Source organism: Microvirga sp. 17 mud 1-3, from assembly GCF_003151255.1.
GTDB lineage: Bacteria > Pseudomonadota > Alphaproteobacteria > Rhizobiales > Beijerinckiaceae > Microvirga.
Window position 1 is genome coordinate 942,163 of the sequence record NZ_CP029481.1, and the last position, 18,069, is coordinate 960,231.

Annotated in this window: 16 protein-coding genes; 2 read left to right on the top strand and 14 right to left on the bottom strand. The window is 65.4% G+C overall.

Annotated features, from left to right (window positions below):
* Window positions 1-5: 5 nt before the first annotated feature.
* Complete coding sequence (locus tag C4E04_RS04325; RefSeq protein ID WP_162559273.1) at window positions 6-1,976, bottom strand: pseudouridine synthase; 1,971 nt, start codon at window positions 1,974-1,976, stop codon at window positions 6-8.
* Between the two features lie 40 nt (window positions 1,977-2,016).
* Between C4E04_RS04325 and C4E04_RS04330 the strand changes: the two genes are divergently transcribed.
* Complete coding sequence (locus C4E04_RS04330; RefSeq protein WP_109595303.1) at window positions 2,017-2,520, top strand: nucleoside deaminase; 504 nt, start codon at window positions 2,017-2,019, stop codon at window positions 2,518-2,520.
* Between the two features lie 232 nt (window positions 2,521-2,752).
* On the opposite strand, the gene C4E04_RS04335 is transcribed toward C4E04_RS04330, so the two are convergent.
* The 9 genes from C4E04_RS04335 to C4E04_RS04375 form a co-directional block, all read right to left on the bottom strand.
* The gene (locus C4E04_RS04335) at window positions 2,753-4,453 is read right to left on the bottom strand and encodes a calcium-binding protein (protein ID WP_109595305.1); all 1,701 of its coding nucleotides are present in this window, start codon (window positions 4,451-4,453) and stop codon (window positions 2,753-2,755) included.
* Between the two features lie 108 nt (window positions 4,454-4,561).
* The gene (locus C4E04_RS04340; RefSeq protein ID WP_109595308.1) at window positions 4,562-5,470 is read right to left on the bottom strand and encodes an alpha/beta fold hydrolase; all 909 of its coding nucleotides are present in this window, start codon (window positions 5,468-5,470) and stop codon (window positions 4,562-4,564) included.
* Window positions 5,471-5,528: 58 nt separating this feature from the next.
* A complete protein-coding gene (gene purD, locus C4E04_RS04345) occupies window positions 5,529-6,806 on the bottom strand; it encodes a phosphoribosylamine--glycine ligase (protein WP_109595310.1) in 1,278 nt (425 codons plus the stop codon).
* Between the two features lie 294 nt (window positions 6,807-7,100).
* Window positions 7,101-9,521, bottom strand: a complete 2,421-nt coding sequence (locus C4E04_RS04350; RefSeq protein WP_109595312.1) for a calcium-binding protein — start codon at window positions 9,519-9,521, stop codon at window positions 7,101-7,103.
* Between the two features lie 97 nt (window positions 9,522-9,618).
* Window positions 9,619-10,350 (bottom strand): pyrimidine 5'-nucleotidase, encoded by a 732-nt coding sequence (locus tag C4E04_RS04355; protein ID WP_109595313.1) that lies wholly within the window; start codon window positions 10,348-10,350, stop codon window positions 9,619-9,621.
* 79 nt (window positions 10,351-10,429) lie between these two features.
* Window positions 10,430-11,344, bottom strand: coding sequence for an acetylglutamate kinase (gene argB, locus C4E04_RS04360; protein WP_109595315.1), 915 nt, complete (start codon window positions 11,342-11,344; stop codon window positions 10,430-10,432).
* Window positions 11,345-11,418: 74 nt separating this feature from the next.
* A complete protein-coding gene (locus C4E04_RS04365; RefSeq protein WP_109595317.1) occupies window positions 11,419-11,790 on the bottom strand; it encodes a DUF423 domain-containing protein in 372 nt (123 codons plus the stop codon).
* Window positions 11,787-12,443, bottom strand: a complete 657-nt coding sequence (yihA, locus tag C4E04_RS04370; RefSeq protein WP_109595319.1) for a ribosome biogenesis GTP-binding protein YihA/YsxC — start codon at window positions 12,441-12,443, stop codon at window positions 11,787-11,789. Before yihA ends, C4E04_RS04365 begins: the two co-directional genes overlap by 4 nt.
* A gap of 31 nt (window positions 12,444-12,474) precedes the next feature.
* Complete coding sequence (locus C4E04_RS04375; RefSeq protein ID WP_109595321.1) at window positions 12,475-14,004, bottom strand: CYTH and CHAD domain-containing protein; 1,530 nt, start codon at window positions 14,002-14,004, stop codon at window positions 12,475-12,477.
* A 219-nt stretch (window positions 14,005-14,223) separates the two neighbouring features.
* On the opposite strand from C4E04_RS04375, the gene C4E04_RS04380 reads away from it, so the two are divergent.
* Entirely contained in the window at window positions 14,224-14,808 is a 585-nt protein-coding gene (locus C4E04_RS04380; protein WP_109595323.1) for an NUDIX domain-containing protein, read from the top strand.
* A gap of 10 nt (window positions 14,809-14,818) precedes the next feature.
* On the opposite strand, the gene C4E04_RS04385 is transcribed toward C4E04_RS04380, so the two are convergent.
* The 4 genes from C4E04_RS04385 to rpmH all read right to left on the bottom strand — a co-directional run bounded on the left by C4E04_RS04385 (window position 14,819) and on the right by rpmH (window position 17,982).
* On the bottom strand, window positions 14,819-15,460 hold the full coding sequence (locus tag C4E04_RS04385; protein ID WP_109595325.1) for a CatB-related O-acetyltransferase: 642 nt from the start codon (window positions 15,458-15,460) through the stop codon (window positions 14,819-14,821).
* A gap of 73 nt (window positions 15,461-15,533) precedes the next feature.
* A complete protein-coding gene (gene yidC / locus C4E04_RS04390; protein ID WP_109595327.1) occupies window positions 15,534-17,387 on the bottom strand; it encodes a membrane protein insertase YidC in 1,854 nt (617 codons plus the stop codon).
* Window positions 17,377-17,826, bottom strand: a complete 450-nt coding sequence (rnpA, locus tag C4E04_RS04395) for a ribonuclease P protein component (protein WP_109595329.1) — start codon at window positions 17,824-17,826, stop codon at window positions 17,377-17,379. The genes yidC and rnpA overlap by 11 nt, the downstream gene beginning before the upstream one ends.
* Window positions 17,827-17,847: 21 nt before the next feature.
* The gene (rpmH, locus tag C4E04_RS04400; protein WP_027314822.1) at window positions 17,848-17,982 is read right to left on the bottom strand and encodes a 50S ribosomal protein L34; all 135 of its coding nucleotides are present in this window, start codon (window positions 17,980-17,982) and stop codon (window positions 17,848-17,850) included.
* Window positions 17,983-18,069: the final 87 nt, after the last annotated feature.

Consider the following 18,069-nt stretch of genomic DNA (forward strand, 5'->3'; position numbering starts at 1 on the left):
AGCCCTCACGGACGGCGGCCTCGCGGCCCCCCTTTGGAGCCGCCGCGCGGACCTCCCTTGAAGCCGCCACCTTTCGGGCCGCCCTTGCTGAAGCTGCCGGGACGTCCCTTCCCGGCGCCGTGCGGCGCGGAGCCACGGGGCGAGCCGTCGCCCCGGGGCGGGCCACGGCGGGGCCGGTCGTCGTCCCCACGGGCGCGGAAGGGCCTGTCGCCCTCGTCGCGCCGCGGCTTGAACGGCCGTCCGCCGGCCTCATCACGGGATCGGAAGGGTCGATCCCCCTCCGGGCGTGGGCGGCGCGGGCGCTCGCCCTCATCGCTGCGGGCCCTGAACGGCCTGTCGCCGGCTGCGCGGCGCGGGCGGTCCTCGTCGTCCCGTCGCGGACGGGAGAACCCGCCCTCGCGTTCGCCCCTCGGGGTTCCTTTCGACACTCCCCGCGGGCCCGGCCTGCGGGTCCGCTCCTCGTCGCGGGCCGGAGCTTCGTCCCGCGTCTCGCCGACCAGGCGCTCGACCACCACCTTCCGGCCTTCGCCGGACTCGATGGCGCCGACTCGCTGGCGCGGTCGCTCCGCATTGGCCGCGCGGGCCGCCTTCGGGTCGGCACCGCGGCGCGGCGCCTTGTGCGGCGCGGATTCGTCCTCGTCGGTCGCGCGCCAGACGCTCCGCTTCGCTTCCAGGCGGGAGGGGCGCTTCTTCGGCTCCTCATCCTCAAAGCCCCGGCGCTCGTCGCCGCCGCGGCTGCGGAAGGGCCGCTCGTCCTCGTCCCGATGGCGGCGCGGGCGCTCGTCGTCCCGTCCCCGGCCGAAGCGGGAGGGGCGCTCCTCGCGGTGCTCGCCGCGTTCCGCACGTTCCTTCTTCGGCGACCCGAAGGGCGCGATGGGCTCACGTACGGGGCTTTCGAAATCGACGCCCGCCTCAGTCGCGAGCGCAGTGCCGAGCTGGTCCTTGAGGACCTTGGTGCGGACTTCCTCGACCAGGCCCTGCTCGATGTCCCCGAGCTGGAACGGCCCGAAGGACAGGCGGATCAGCCGGTTCACCTGAAGGCCGAGATGCTCGAGGATGCGCTTGACCTCACGGTTCTTGCCCTCGCGCAGGCCGAGTGTCAGCCACACGTTGTCGCCCTGCATCCGGTCGAGCCGTGCCTCGACGGGGCCGTATTCCATATCGTCGACCGTGACGCCGTCCTTCAGCCGGTCAAGGTCCGCCTGGGTCACCTCTCCGTGGGCGCGCACCTTGTAGCGGCGCAGCCAGCCCGTTTCCGGATGGGCGATCACCTTGGCGAGGCCGCCGTCATTGGTGAGGAGCAGGAGCCCTTCCGTGTTGATGTCGAGGCGGCCGATGGCCACCACCCGGGGCAGGTCCTCCGGCAGGCTCTCGAATACGGTGGGGCGTCCCTCCGGGTCGCGGGCCGTGGTCACGAGGCCGCGCGGCTTGTGGTAGAGCCAAAGGCGCGTGCGCTCCTTGGCCGGCAGGGGCTCGCCGTCCACGGTGATCTTGTCGGCCGCCGTCACGTTGATGGCCGGGGAGGTAAGCACCTCGCCGTTGAGGGTCACGCGGCCCTCGGCGATCAGCACCTCTGCGTCCCGGCGCGATGCGATGCCGGCCCGGGCGATGACCTTGGCGATCCGCTCTTCGGCCGGCTCGATGGCCCGGGTCTCGGGCTGGGCTTCGCGGGCCGCGCGCGGGCGCTCCTCGCGCACAGGCGCGGGACGGCGCGGGCGCTCGTCGCCGCCACGGCCGCGGAAGGGACGGTCTCCCTCCTCGCGGCGGGGGCGGAAAGGCTTGTCGCCATCGGCCCGCGGACGGCGCGGACGGTCGTCGGCGTCACGGCTGCGGAACGGCTTGTCGTCGCCACGCGCGCGGAACGGCCGGTCGCCGGCCTCGCGGGGCTTGCGGAAGGGCCGGTCACCGGAAGTGCGGCCACGATCGGGGCGTCCGGGAGGACGGCCCTTACGATGATCATCGTTGCTGTCGGTCATAGGAGCCTGATAGCAGAGGAGAAGAAGAGAAGCGAGGACAATGGATAAACCCGTTTCCGGCAAAACCGATCCCGGACTCGATCCGATGGGTGCGGCCTTCGCGGAGGCCCATGCGGCGGCCGCGCGCGGCGAGGTGCCGGTGGGCGCGGCCGTGGTCAAGGACGGCCGGGTAATCGCCTCCGCCGGCAATGCCCCGCGCGCCCTGCGTGACCCCTCGGCCCATGCAGAGATCCTGGCCATCCGCCGGGCCTGCGAGGCCCTGGACGACGAGCGCCTGGCGGGCTGCGATCTCTATGTGACGCTCGAGCCTTGCACCATGTGTGCGGCCGCGATTTCCTTCGCGCGCATCCGCCGGATCTATTTTGCGGCCTCGGACCCGAAGGGCGGCGCCGTCGAGAACGGCGTCCGCTTCTTCCACCAGCCCACCTGCCACCACGCCCCGGAGGTCTATGGCGGCATCCGCGAGGGGGAGGCGGCGGCTTTGCTCAGGGAGTTCTTTGCGGAAAGGCGCGAGGGATCCATGCCCCCGGGCGAGGGGAGCTGACGCACCCTGGAATGGTGCGGGCAGCGCTGCCTTTTACCTCTCCCGTGTGGGAGAGGTCGCGCCGCAGGCGCGGGTGAGGGTTGCGGTTTCTCCTGGGAGCGATCTCCTCTCACCCCTGTCCCTCTCCCCACGGGAGAGCGAGAAGTGCGGTGGAGAGATTGCGCACAACCGGGACGTAGCACAGCAGAATCCCCTCCCCACAGGGGGAAGGAGAGCCGGTTGAGGGTCTCCCTCAGACGAAGAAGAAGTCCTTTTCGGTCAGCTTGAGGCCCTTCTTGAGGGTCGCAATCTCCACCGCTGCCTTCGACCCGGACCCGTCGGCATCATAGGACAGCACGCCCGTCTTCTTGTCGTAGATGAAGAAGTCGTTGGCATCCTTGGCCTTGTCGCCGACCGTGAAGAACTTGCTCGCCATCTTCGCCGGCTTGGCCTCGCTGCCCTTCTTGATCGCGGCGTAAAGCGTCTTGTTCGCCTTGAACAGGCTGTTCTCCAGCCAGAGCGTGTCGTCCTTGACGGTAAAGTCGGCGATCTTGTCGAGGTTGGTCTTTTTGTTGAACTTGGCATCGAACACAAAGATGTCCTGGCCGGCGCCACCATAAAGCACGTCCTTGCCGGCCCCGCCGTAGAGCTTGTCGTTGCCGGCTTGGCCCTTGAGCACATCGTTGCCAGCGAGGCCCTTGATCACATCGTTGCCGTCCGCGCCGGTGAGCCGGTCGGCCCGGGACGTGCCTTGGAGAACAGGAGCCGAACCGGCGGGATTGCTCGGCTGGCTGGGGGTGTCCGGCGTGCTTGGCCCCGAAGGCACATCGGCCGTGCCGAAAAGTTCTGTCTTGAACGAGAACCCTTCGTCCCTCCAGCCGATGATGAATGAGCCGTTCGCAAGAGGCGCCACGAAGGGATTGTATTGTGAGCCCGCCGTAGTAGTTCCCACCGTGGCCGCTTCTTGGGTAATCGTGCCGTCGGCTGAGCAGGCAGCTACATAGATGTCTGTATCGCCGGCGCCCACCCGAACCGTGAAGCTGACGGCAAAGCCGCCATTTGCCAGAGGCGAGATCTGAGGGGAGCCTTCGATCGGCAGATTGGGCATCGCGAACAGCACGGGCTTCCCGACCGCCTGGCCCTCGGAGCTGAAGACCTGGAGGTGCATGACCGGGCTGTTTGCCGCCGATCGATCGTCCCAGGCCGCCACAAACCCGCCATTCGCAAGGGCCGTGAGGCCTGGATGGGTTTCCTCCGTCGTCGCAATCGTCGCGAGAGTCCAGATTTTCTTTGGATTATTGATGATATCCGGGATTGCCAGGAGCGTCGTATCTGTCGTGCCGGCTTGCGCGACCAGGGTCGTGACGTTCCCATTGGGCATCGCTTGAGACGCAACTATGCCGCCTTCATGAGCAGGGGAGCTGTGAACCGCCTCGGCGACATGGCCCCACGTTCCGTCGTTCTGTGTCACAGCGCTTCGGATCAACCAGTTTTCGGAACCGGATTCGGTCGTGATGGAGCCTGCATAGACAACGGAGAACCCGCCATTTGCCTGGGCTGCGACGCTATGGGGAATGACGGTCGAAGTATCCGCATCGCTTATGACGAGCGGATCCCCTGACTTCAACTCATGGCCCTGTTGGGGAGGGCCGAAAAACTTGACCTGTATTTTGTCGACCGAAGGGTCGCTCCACACGAGGACCGTCGAGCCGTCCGATAGGGTTTTCCCTATGACGGTCATAAAATCCGTCCCCTGTTTCTGGTAGACGGTCTCCTTCCCGCGTAGCACCGTGCCATCTGGCCTGAGGATCATGTCGTAAATGGAGGCGACCTGGGTCTGGCCCTCGGTCTCCGCCCACGCGACCATGTAATTCCCGTCCGACAGGGAGACGATGGTAGCGCCAAAGGTGCCGGACAGATTCACCTGCATGGCGTGGGGAAGCGATACTGACATATGGAGCTCCGATGCTCATTATTCGATATGTTATATCGAATAATGAGCATCGGAGCTTCGAAGTGTGCCTTCGCACATGGGGCCGTACGGTACGCCGGCCGGGAGCGCCTATGTCCCTAGGAACTCCCGCAGGGCCGCCAGCGTCGCGCCTGGCATCTCCTCCGCCACGAAATGGCCGGACGAGACGCCGACGCCCGTGATATCCGGCGCGAAGGTGGAGCGCCAGATGTCGAGCGGGTGCTGGTTCTCGCCGCTCGTGCCGCTCACCAGGTAGAAATCGCTCCAGATGAGCTGCACGGGGCACTGGATCGTACGGCGCGCTGACCGGTCCGCCTCGTCGGCCTCGATGTCCCGGGTCGCGCCGGCGCGGTAATCCTCGCAGAAGGCGTGGATGCGGGTGGGCTCGTTGAAGCCGTCCCGGTAAGCGCGCATGGCGCGCGGGTCGAAGGCGGACAGGTCGCCTGGGGCGGACCAGAGCTTCATGAGGCCCTCGAAATAGGGAATCGGATTACGGCCGATTTCTTGCTCGGGCTCGGGGGCCGGCCGGGAGAGGAAGCCCCAATGGGCCTCCGGAACGTGGCCTGCCTTCATCTGCGCCCAGACATAGGAGGTCGGCAGGATGTCGAGGAGCGAAAGCCTCTCGACGCGGCCCGGATGGTCGAGGGCGAGGCGATAGGCGACCCGCGCGCCCCGGTCGTGCCCCGCGAGCGCGAAGCGCACATGGCCCAGGGCCTCCATGACGGCGATCACGTCCCGCCCCATGGCGCGCTTGGAATAAGTCTCGTGCGCGGCATCGCTGCGCGGGACCGAGGACCAGCCGTAGCCGCGCAGGTCCATGCAGACCACCCGGTGCGTCTCGGCCAAAGCGGGCGCGAGGCGGTGCCACATCACATGGGTCTGAGGAAAGCCGTGCAGCAGCATGAGGGGAGGGCCGTCGCCCTTCGAACGTGCGAAGATGCGCCCCGCCTCCGTGTCGATCCAGTGGGATTCGAAGCCGGGAAAAAGATCGTCGCTCATGGGGTTCGCTCGTGAAAGGTGGCGGTGTTCCCCATACCTAGGCCAGCGTGGCGTTTCGTCAGCCCCGCTCGCGCTCCACCGCGCGCCAGCCGATGTCGTGTCGGCAGAACCCCTCCGGCCAGTCGATGCGGGCCACCGCCTCGTAGGCGCGCTTCTGCGCCGCCGTGATCGTGGTGCCCAGGGCAGTGACATTGAGGACCCGCCCGCCCTGGCTCACGATCCTGTCGCCCTCCTGCTTCGTGCCTGCGTGGAAGACGATCACGTCCTCCATGCCCTCGGCCTGGGCGATGCCGCGGATCTCGGAGCCCTTCTCGACCGGGCCGGGATAGCCCTTCGCGGCCATGACGACCGTGAGCGCCGCCTCCGGCCGCCATTGTAGCGAGATGCTGTCGAGAACGCCGTCGCAGGCGGCGAGGAAAGCAGTCACGAGGTCCGACTTCAGGCGCGGCAGCAGGACCTGTGTTTCGGGGTCTCCGAGGCGCGCATTGTATTCGATGAGCTGGGGACCATCCTTCGTGAGCATCAGGCCCGCATAGAGGATGCCCGTATAGGGCGTGCCCCGAGCACGCATTCCGGCCAGCGTTGGCTCGATGATCTCGCGCATCACGCGCGACTGGAGTTCCGGTGTCAGCACCGCGGCGGGCGAATAGGCGCCCATGCCGCCGGTATTCGGCCCTTCGTCGCCATCATGGACGCGCTTGTGGTCCTGCGCGGTGCCGAACGGGATCGCAGTCTTTCCATCGCACAGGGCGAAGAAGCTCGCCTCCTCGCCTTCCAGATAGGCCTCGATCACCACTTCGGCCCCAGCCTCTCCGAAACTTCCGCCGAGCATGGCGTCCACGGCGGCCTCCGCCTCCTCGAACGAGGTCGCGACGACCACGCCCTTGCCGGCCGCGAGGCCGTCCGCCTTGACGACGATCGGCACCCCATAATTTCGGAGATAGGTCTTGGCCGCCTCCGCATCCGTGAAGCGGCGGTAGGCGGCTGTCGGAATGCCGAATTCGGCGCAGAAATCCTTGGTGAAGGCTTTCGAGCCTTCGAGCTGCGCGGCCGCCCGGGTGGGCCCGAAAGCCTTGATCCCGGCAGCCGCCAGATCGTCCACGAGCCCCGCCACGAGCGGCGCCTCCGGCCCGACCACCACGAAATCGATGCTCTCCCGGCGACAGAACGCGATGACGGCCGCATGATCCGTCACGTCGAGGGCGACGTTCTCGCCCTGCTGCGCCGTGCCCGGATTGCCGGGCGCGACGAAAAGCCGGTCGCAGAGAGGGCTCGCCGCCATGCTCCAGGCCAAGGCGTGCTCGCGCCCGCCGGATCCGATGAGAAGGATGTTCATGCCCGCCGTCCTGTGATGACAGGCCGCTCTTAACCGGAGGAGCGCCCCCCATCAACCGGGCAGCGTTGTCTCAGTTACTTCCTACAGAAGGATAGGTCAGTGCGAAGCACCGAGCGAGGGGTTGCGTCAGATCCGAAGGAGCCGCGCCCGATAGCGATGAGGCGCAACGCGATTCCCTCCCCCTTGTGGGGAGGGTTAGGGTGGGGGTGTGGGCGCTAAGCTGGATTCAGTTCAGAGCCAACACCCCCACCTCCACCTCCTCCCCACAAGGGGGAGGAGAGCAGCGCTTCTCCCTTAGACGAAGAAGAAGTCCTTTTCGGTCAGCTTGAGGCCCTTCTTGAGCGTGGCGATCTCGACCGCAGCCTTCGACCCGGACCCGTCCGCATCATAGGACAGCACACCCTTCTTCTTGTCGTAGATGAAGAAGTCATCGGCGTCCTTGGCCTTGTCTCCCACCGTGAAGAACTTGCTCGCCATCTTCGCTGGCTTGGCCTCGCTGCCCTTCTTGATCGCGGCGTAAAGCGTCTTGTTCGCCTTGAACAGGCTGTTCTCCAGCCAGAGCGTGTCGTCCTTGACGGTAAAGTCGGCGATCTTGTCGAGGTTGGTCTTTTTGTTGAACTTGGCATCGAACACAAAGATGTCCTGGCCGGCGCCACCATAAAGCACGTCCTTGCCGGCCCCGCCGTAGAGCTTGTCGTTGCCGGCTTGGCCCTTGAGCACATCGTTGCCAGCGAGGCCCTTGATCACATCGTTGCCGTCCGCGCCGGTGAGACGGTCAACCCGCGCCGTGCCGATCAGAGTCAGCGAGACCGGACCGGGCGGAGGAGGTGGAGGAGGAGGCGAAACGGACTGCGATAGATCGAGGAGCTGGTCGCCAAACTGGGCGAACTGGATGTCCTTGAGAACGTCGGTGCCGTCCCCCGTGGCCCGCATGTCCGTGATTGTGACACTGCCATCGGCATTCCGGATGATCGAATACTGGTCCTTCGCGCCGGAGAACATGGCTGTGTCCGTGCCCGTACCGCCGTCGAGGGTGTCATTGCCTCCGCCGCCCGTGAGGGTGTCGTTACCAGCGTCTCCATAGAGCATGTCGGCATCGTTGCCCGACTCATGGATGCTGTCATCTCCTTCGCCGCCATGGACCGTATCGGCACCTGTCGCTCCATAGAGTTGGTCGCGGCCGGCACCGCCGTCGAGGACATTGTTGCCGTCATTTCCGAAGATCGTGTTGTCGAGATCGTTGCCGGTTCCGTTGATGTTGCCGCCGGCATTCTCCAGAGCGAGATATTCGACGTTCGCGCTCAGCACATAGCTGATCTTGGCGATTACCCGGTCGAATGTGCCGCCGGACGCATCCTCGGTCACCGTGTCGCCGGTGGAATCGACGAAGTAGAGGTCGTTTCCGGCCCCGCCGGTCATCACGTCATCGCCCGCTCCACCGACGAGCATGTCCTCACCTGCGCCGCCATCAAGGCGGTCGGCGCCGGCACCGCCGTCGAGGGTGTCATTGCCGCCGCCTCCGCTGAAAACATTGACGCCGCTGTTGCCGGTCAGAAGATTGTTCAGCGTGTTCCCGGTCGCCGTGAAGTCGCGTGTACCAGTGACTGTTAGATTTTCGATATTGTCCACCAATGTATAGGAATTCGGCGTAAAGGCATCGGTGATCTTGATGGTGTCCGTACCTTCGTCCTTCACCTCGACGACGGTGTCGCCAGCATCGATGATGTAGACATCGTCCCCTTTGAGGCCTCCTAGGAGATCATTTCCTCCCTTGCCGTCCAAAATGTTGTTGTGGTCGTTGCCGAGGATCTCATTGCTCAGATCATTGCCGGTCCCGTCGATATCGCCGGAGCCAGTCAGGGTAAGGAATTCCACGAAATCCGTCAGGGTATAGCTGACGGAGGCCCGGACAGAGTCGATGCCTTCATCATTGGCTTCGACCACGACATCTCCGGCATCGTTGACAACGAAGGTGTCGTCGCCCAGTCCACCGATCATCTGGTCCGCCCCGAGTCCGCCGTCGAGGATATCGTTTCCTTTGCCACCATCCAGCAGATTGGCTTCGGCGTTGCCCGTCAGGCGATTATCGTAATCATTGCCGGTCGCCTTCTGGCCGACCATCAGCTCGATATTCTCGAGCTCAGTCCCGACGAGGGAATAATCGAAGAGAGCGTAGACTGTATCGTCCCCGCCATCGGCAAGCTCGACGATGACGTCGTTGACATCATCCACAAAATAGACATCGTGGCCGAGCCCGCCGATCAGATGATCGCTACCCTTGCCGCCGTCCAGAGTGTCATTGCCTGCGCCGCCATTGAGAATATTGGCGAGATCGTTCCCGTAGATCTGGTTGTTCGCGTCGTTTCCGGTTGCCTCCTGAGCTTGTCCCTCAAGCAGGACGTGCTCCACGTTGGCGTAGTCCTTCAGATCGATGTTGAAGTGCGAGATGATCGCATCCTCGCCCTCGTCGGCGAGCTCTGTGACCACGACGCCTGCTCCTGCATCGTAAAGCACATAGAGGTCGTCCCCCTTGCCCCCGATCAGGGTATCCTTGCCTTCCTTCCCATCGAGCGCATTGCTCCAATCGTTCCCCGTCAGGATGTTGTCCAGGGCGTTGCCGATGATGCTGGCGTCGGCATCGCTCGCTTGCAGCGTGTAGTTCTGCTCCTGGTCCGTGAGCGTGTAGGTCTTGGTGACGGGATCATAGGTCGGCACGGAAATTCTCCTCGCGGGTTTTTCGCAAGGTATTTTATTCTATATAACGTATCAGTATATTTATCGGAGCGGTCTCACTTACCGCTGCGGATGCAGGTCAGGGCCGGTGCGGAAGAACTTCGCCCCGAAGGAAACCGGCCAGATCGTCCGTGATGTGGTCGATGTGGAGGGCTCTCACGGCCTCCTGCTCGAACTCCTCGCGGAAGGGATCGGCCGTCCGCGGCACCACGAGGGTGGTGGTCATGCCCAGATCATGGGGAACGACCAGGTTCTTGGCGATGTCCTCGAACATAGCGGCTCGCTTCGGCTCGACCGCGTGCTTGTCCAGGAAGCTCTCATAGGCGCGTCGGTCGGGCTTGGGCACGAAATTGGCCGCCGCGATGTCAAACACGTCGTCGAAATGGTCGAGGATGCCGATCTTCCGGGCCACGTTCTCCGCATGCTTGCGGGAGCCGTTGGTCAGGATCAGCTTCCGCCCGGGAAGCTTCTCGATCGCGAACCCTAAGCGCTCGTCCAGGGCGATGTCCGTGTGGTCGATGTCGTGGGCGAAATCGAGGAAGTCGTAAGGATCGATGTCGTATTCGTCGATCAGGGCCCGCAGGGTCGTGCCGTATTTATGGTAGAAATACTTCTGCAGGGCACGGGCCGAAAGGCCGTCGATCCCAAAGAGCTCGGCAATATACAGGGTGATCCGCTCGTCCACCTGTGGCCAGATCCGGGAGGTATGGGGATAGAGCGTGTTGTCGAGATCGAAGATCCATGTGTCCACATGGGAGAAATCCCGTGCTTCCCCTAAGGACAGTTTGTCGTCGATCGGCAGAGCTTTCATGGCACCCTAAAGATGAATATGGGGCCGCAGCGGCCCCATATCGGTAATATAGGCACGGAATGCGTGCATTTGAAGGGGCCTACCCCCGCCGGATGAGGGTGCCGGCGCCGTGGTCCGTGAAGAGCTCGAGCAGAACCGCGTGGGGCACCTTGCCGTCGAGGATGACGACCGCCTCGACGCCCCGCTCCAGGGCATAGATGCAGGTCTCGATCTTCGGGATCATGCCGTCCGTGATAGTGCCGTCGGCGATCAGGCGGCGGCAATCCTCGATGGTCAGCTCGGGGATCAGGTTCTTGTTCTTGTCGAGGACGCCGGGCACGTCGGTGAGCAGAAGGAGGCGCTTCGCCATCATGGCGCCCGCAATGGCGCCCGCGAAGGTGTCGGCGTTGACGTTGTAGGTCTCGCCGTCATGGCCCACCGCCACCGGCGCCAGGACCGGGATCAGCTCGGCGCTGAGAACCTGGTCCAGAACCGCGCGGTTGACGGAATCGGGTTCGCCCACGAAGCCGAGATCCACCACCTTCTCGATGTTCGAATCCGGGTCCACAGCCGTGCGGGTCACCTTGCGGGCCGTGACCATGTTGCCGTCCTTGCCGCACAGGCCGACCGCCTTGCCGCCCTCGGCGCCGATCCAGCCGACGATCTGCTTGTTGATGGAGCCGGCCAGGACCATCTCCACAACCTCGACGGTCGCCGCGTCGGTGACGCGCAGGCCCGCCTTGAACTCGGACTTGATGCCGAGCTTGTCGAGCATCTTGCCGATCTGCGGACCGCCGCCATGCACCACGATGGGCTTGATCCCCGACTGCTCGAGCAGCACCACGTCCTCGGCGAAATCCTCCGCGGCGGCGCGGTCCCCCATGGCGTGTCCGCCGTACTTGATCACCACGACCTGCTGGTCGTAGCGCTGCATGTGCGGAAGGGCCTGGACCAGCACTTCGGCTTGCACATGGACGTCGGGCAGCTGCTGGGCTGCGGGATTGGAACTGGACATGAACGGCCCCGGCGCGTGAGAGAACGGAACGGCGAGGGTTCTAGCCGAAGGGGAGCGCTCTGCAAACAGAGACTTCAGCCCCGCGGGCGAAGAATCCCGGCCACGCCCGCAAGCAGCCAGCCGCCCATGAGCAGGAAACCGCCGGTCGGGGCCGCCATGGGCGCGAGGGCCACGCCCGAAAAGGCGCGGCGGGAAAGGTCGCCGCAGAACAGGGCGAGCCCGAGAACAAGCGCGAGGCCGGCGAGGCGCCCCAGGACAGAGTGGAGAGCGCCCAGGGCCATGAGGGCAGCCAGCGCCAGGAGGGCCGGGGCGTGGAACAGGAGGAATTGCGCAGCGGTCTGCAGCTGGCCGCCGCCGGTCAGGTGCGAGGCTGCGGCCGAGAGGGCGACGCCCAGGCAGCCGGCGAGGCCCGCCATCAGGACCAGGAGGCGCTCCGGCAGGGTCACGCCTCGCCCCGCTCGCTCAGGAGGCGGGCGATCTGTGCGCGAAGTTCCGGGATGCCCGCGCCCGTACGGCTCGAGGTGGGCATGATCACCGGAAAGGCCGCGGCGCGCTTGGCGATCTTCTGGGCCGTGTCGGCGATCCGCTTCTCGATCTCGCCATTCTTCAGCTCGTCCGCCTTGGTCAGCACGATCTGATAGGACACGGCAGCCTTGTCGAGGGTCTCCAGCACCGCCTCATCCACCGGCTTGATGCCGTGGCGGGCATCGATCAGGACATAGACGCGGGCCAGGCTTGCCCGTCCGCGAAGGTAGTCGTGGATCAGTTTTGTCCAGGCCTGCACCTTCTCCTTCTCGACGGCCGCATAGCCGTAGCCCGGCATGTCGACGAGGTGGAAGCGCCCGCCGATGTCGAAGAAGTTGAGCTGCTGCGTCCGCCCGGGTGTATGGGAGGTGCGCGCCAGGGTGTTGCGGCCCGTCAGGGCGTTGACGAGGCTCGACTTGCCCACGTTGGAGCGCCCCGCGAAGGCGATCTCCACCTTGCTCATGGGAGGCAGGTTCGTCAGGGCGTTCGCCGCCCATTTGAAATCCGCCTCGCCGGCAAAAAGCTTGCGGCCGGGCTCGAGGAAGGGTTCGATATCGGATGCCGTGTCTGTCATGGGCTCCTTATCGACGCTCACACGGCGTTGTTCAAGGCGCTTTACCGGTTCCGGCTGCCTTGCGGCTCCAGAACGGCTTTGCCTTCTCCAGCCGCCCCGCCAAGGTTCCCGCCCGGGACAGGTGGCGCTTTCTGCGTCGGGCTGCCATGCGTTCGTCCCACGAGGCGGGAGAGAGCTGCCTCGCCATGACGAGATCGTTCAATTCTCCGAGCTCGTCCTGAAGGTCCTGGAGGATCGGCCGCATGATCCTGTGCCGCTTTTCTGCCTTTTCCCCCGGAAATGTTGCGGAAAAGAACTCGATTCCGTAGCGCAGCCCCTTGATCCGGATCCGGAGGCGGTGCCGCTTTCCGTCGCTGACCTTCGTCAGGCTACGGGTCGCCTTGCGGATCTGTTTCCACCGGCATCCCAGCTCCCGGCGCGCCCTGTCCATGGCCGGGACCGAGCGGGCACTGCGTGCCTTTTTGCGGCTCGCCCACCGGCCTGCCTCGATCCAGGCGGCGAGCCGGAGGATCGCGGACCGGAAGCGGGGCTTTTCGAGCGTCTTGAGCAGCGCCGCATACGCCCGGACCTGCTCCTTCTCGGCCTTCGCCAAAGCCTCCGGATCGAGCTCGGCGCCCGCGTTCCGCAGGGTGTCGATATGGACGTCGACATCGCGCACGCGGCCCAGTTTCTTGCCGATCCAGCGCAGATCCTTCATCGCCGCGAGGCTCTCCCGGTCGTCGAGCATGTCTTCGAAGAGCGAGATCGCTGCCTTGAGGCGCCGCGTTCCTACCCTCATCTGGTGCAGGGCTTCGGGCGCCCGCGTGCGCCGGAGGACCTCCTCGTTCCTGACAACCTGGAGGAGGCAGGAGCGGGCAATGGTCCGGAACGCATCGGCACTGCTCCAGGTCGGCGGCACGAGGATGGGAGCGGCGTGAGCCGCTTCCACCTCCGGAGCGTGCAGAAGCCGGTAGCCTCGCTCGGACTTGGTCAGGAGCGAGAGGCGTACCGTGTCGGCAAGGTCCCGGGCCAACGAAAACAGGGACGAGACGTCTCCCCGCTGCAGCTCGAACTCGATCTCGGTGAAATCCGCCGTCTTCGGTCCTGCCGTGACCCGGCCCTGATCGAGACTGATCTCGATGAGCGAATCCCGATGCGCGCATTCGAAGACGCGCCGTTCCGTTTCGAGGGTGAAGGCGGGAGCGAGGCGCTCGGTGAGGCCGGGCCGAGCGAGAAGGGAGGCGAGCGGCGTCGCGGCCGCGACGTCGAGGGCAAGGCGGTTCTCCGCAAGGGGCCATTCCCATTCGGGCCTGCCCAGGGCAAGCCCCTGATCCGCATCCTCCGCCTTGAGAGTCTGGACGAAGCGTCCGTCCCACTCCCGGATGCGCAGGGACAATCCTGCCTGCCGCAGCGCGAGGTCCGGCGTATCGTAATAGGTGGTGCGCAGGGTCCCGCTCCGTTCAGGGAGCGGCTCCGCCCTCTGGAACAGGGGGAGGGCCAGCAGGTCCGTTATGGGGCCTGCCGCCCATTCGAGTTTCAGCTCGATCTCGTGTGGGGTCGGCACGGGGTTTGCTCGATGCATCGTGCGCCATCCGGATTCTGCAACGGGGCTTCGCTTCACGGCGGGGCGGTAGCCTGTCCGAATAAGGATGTAGAGGAGGGACGGCGACGAGCAATGTCAGCCGGAGGTTCCTCAAGTTTGATGGCCTGGGCCACGAACCTGGCGGGGTGTTCTTTTGAGCCGCTTGTGCTTTCTTCCGGATGCGGAGGCTCGGCTCGCCCCGTGCAGGAGAGAAGCGCCATGAAGACCGACCCGGTCCGCATCTATTCCGTCGAAATCCTGTCGGACGATTGGGCGGTGCTGAAGAAGGTGACCTTCGACTATACGCGCCGGGACGGGCGGGTCGAGCGGCAGGTCCGCCAGACCTATGACCGGGGCAACGGCGCCGTGATCCTGCCCTACGATCCTGACCGGAAGACCGTTCTGCTCGTTCGGCAGTTCCGGCTTCCGGCCTATGTGAGCGGCCATCCCGCGCCCCTCATCGAGGCCTGCGCCGGGCTTCTCGACGACCGCGATCCCGAAACCTGCATCCGCCGGGAGGCCGAGGAGGAGTTGGGTTACCGCCTGCGCGAGCCCCGGCGCGTCCTGAGCGCCTTCATGAGCCCGGGCAGCGTCACCGAGCGGCTCGCCTTCTTCGTGGCGCGCTATTCCCCCGCCGACCGAATCGGCGCTGGCGGCGGCGCCGAGGGGGAGGGCGAGGACATCGAGGTGCTGGAGCCGACCCTCGACGAGGCTCTTTGCATGATCGACCGGGGCGAGATCATCGACGGCAAGACCATCATGCTCCTGCAGCACGTGAAGCTGAAGGGACTGATGGAGGCCTGAGCCGCGCCTCTCAGGCGGCCCCGCGCAGGGCCGCGAGGTCCGATCCGCGGATGGCCTCGAGGTTGCGGGAGATCTTCCCGGCATCCCAGTCCCACCAGCGGATCGTCAGGAGTTCTGCGATCACGTCGTCTGGGAAGCGCCTGCGGATGAGCCGCGCCGGATTGCCGCCGACGATCGCATAGGGCGGCACGTCGGCGGTCACGACGGATTTCGCCGCCACGATGGCGCCGTCGCCGATGGTGATTCCCGGCATGATCGTCGCCTCCTGGCCGATCCACACGTCGTTTCCGACGATTGTGTCGCCCTTCAGCCCCGCCTGGATCGTCGCCCAGTCGAATCCTTCCTCCCAGCCGTTCCCGAAAATGTTGAACGGATAGGTGGAGAAGCCCGTCATGGCGTGGTTGGCACCGTTCATGATGAAGGTGACGCCGCTCGCGATGGCGCAGAACCGCCCGATCACCAGCCTGTCGCCGATGAAGTCGTAATGGTGCTGGACGCAGCTTTCCACGAAATGCTCGGGGCCGCGCGGATCGTCGTAATAGGTGTAGTCGCCGACCTGGATGTTGGGCTGTTTCACGAAGGCCTTGAGAAAGCCCACCCGCGGGTGGCCGGGCATCGGATGCGGCGTCCTGGGATCGGGTCCTGCGGTCATGTGGGCTCCTTTGAAACGAAAATCCCCGGAGCAGGGCTCCGGGGATCCATGATGTCGCTCGGTTCCGGTCCGGTCAGCCCTTGGCGGGCGTCTTCCGGCCGAACGTTCCGCGCAGGTTGTGCCAGAGCTCGATCCGCACCCCGTTGCGCTTCATGATGAAGGCCTGCTGGGTCACGGAGAGGAGGTTGTTCCAGGCCCAGTAGATCACAAGACCTGCCGGGAACGAGCCGAGCATGAAGGTGAAGATCACCGGCATCCAGGCAAAGACCTGCTTCTGGACCGGGTCCGGCGGCTCCGGGTTCATCTTCATCTGGAGCCACATGGTCACGCCCATGATGAGCGGCCAGGCGCCGAGCATCAGGAAGTGGCCGATCACCGGAACGGCGCCCGGATCGTAGGGCAGGAGGCCGAACAGGTTGAAGACGGAGGTCGGGTCCGGCGCCGCGAGGTCGCGGATCCAGCCGAAGAACGGCGCATGGCGCATTTCGATGGTGACGAAGAGCACCTTGTAGAGCGCGAAGAAGACCGGGATCTGGATGAGCACGGGCCAGCAGCCTGCCACCGGATTGATCTTCTCCTTGCGGTACAGCTCCATCAGCGCCTGCTGCTGCTTCATCTTGTCGTCAGCATAGCGCTCGCGGATGGCCGCCATCTCCGGCTGCACGGCCTTCATCTTCGCCATGGAGGCGTAGGACTTGCTGGCGAGCGGGAAGAACAGCGCCTTCAGGACCACCGTGACGAGAAGGATCGCGATGCCGAAATTGCCGAAGAGCTTGTAGAAGAAGTCGAGGACCTTAAAGAGCGGCTTGGTGATGAAGTAGAACCAGCCCCAATCGATCAGCAGGTCGAAGTTCTTGATGTTCAGGTTCGAGGCGTACTGATCGACCGTCGCAACTTCCTTTGCGCCTGCGAACACGCGCTGAGTCGTCTCCACGGTGGCGCCCGGCTGCACCGTCTGGGGCGCGCCCAGGACGTTGGCCTGATAGGTCGGGCCGGTCGGGTTCTGGCGGACCGTGAAGGAGCCCTGATAGCCCTGAGCCTGGTCCGGAATGACCGCGGCTGCCCAGTACTTATCCGTGATGCCGAGGAAGCCGCCGGTCACATTGTCCCACGTCTTGCCGACGAGGCCCTGCCCGGGGACGGGGTTCTCCTTGTCGAGCTTGGCATAGGTGAATTCCTGCAGGCCCTGGTCGCCGAGGACGCCGATCAGGCCCTCGTGCAGGACGTAGTAGCCGAGGGTGGTGGGCTTCCCGTGGCGGGAGACGAGGCCATAGGGGTGGAGCGTCACGGGCTCCGTGCCGCGGTTCTCGACGCTGTCCTTCACGGTGAACATGAACTTGTCGTCCACCGAGATGGTGCGGTGGAAGACCTGGCCCTTGCCGTTGTCCCAGGTCAGGGTCACGGGGCTTGCGGGGGTCAGCCTGTCCTTGTCGGCGGTCCAGACCGTGTTAGGGCCCGGGACGGAATCGGCCTGGGGACCGACCCAGCCGAAATCGGCGTAGTAGGGGTTCTGGCTCCCGGAGGGCGACAGGAGCACGATGTTCGGGCTCTTGGGGTCGACCGTCTCGTGATAGTGCCGCAGCGCCACGTCATCGAGGCGGCCGCCGCGGAGGTTGATGGAGCCGAGGATGGCGGGCGTCTCGACGGGCAGGCGCGGCGAGCGGGCGAGGGCGGCCTCGCGGGTCTCGACCGTCGGGGCGGCAGGGGTTGCCGGAACGGTGCCCGGGACCGGTGCCGAGGGGCCTCCGGCCTGACTCGGGGTCGGCGTCGGCGTCGCCGGATTGGCCTGCTGAGCCGTCTGCTGGGCGTGCTGGGCGGCCTGGCGCTGCCGTTCGGCTTCGGGGGCCGCGAAGAAGTATTGCCAACCGATCAAAACCGCCATCGACAGCACGATGGCGACGATGAGGTTCTTGTTCTCATTGCGCATGGGAATGTCCGCGACGCTCGCCGTTGGGAGGTGAGGAGGGGGTAGGGCGGCCCTCGGGCCGCGCCGTCTTCGGCTTGGTGACGACACGCAACGCCCGCCGAAGGTCGTCGATGAGCACGTCGTAATCCGCAGCCAGGATGTCGCGCCGTCCGATCACCACGATATCGGCACGAATGTCGGCATAATCCAGACCGACCATCCCGCATGCGCTCCTGAGTCGCCGCTTGATCCGGTTGCGCTCAGTGGCGTGACCGACCCGCTTGGTTACGGTCAGGCCGATCCGGAGACCGTCTTCGGGAAGGCGGCTGGTGTTCCGGTCGTCGCGCAGGAGGCCCTGGACCGTCATCCGCTCCGTATGAAAGCGGCGGCCCGAGGCCGCCGCAACGAAATCAGATCGTTTCGTCAGGCGCCCGACCGTGGTTGCGCGAGGCTCGCGCACCGGTCAGTCCTGAACGCCGGGTTACGCCGACAGGCGCTTGCGGCCATGGGCGCGGCGAGCCGCGATGACCTTGCGGCCACCCTTGGTCGCCATGCGCGCACGGAAGCCATGGCGGCGCTTGCGAACGAGCTTGCTCGGTTGATACGTCCTTTTCACGGCTCTTCTCCGGTCGAAAGGGGCAGCGGTGCTCGAGGCTCGCGCCCGTCTGGATTGTGGGGGAAACCCCGAAACTGTCTCGAAAAA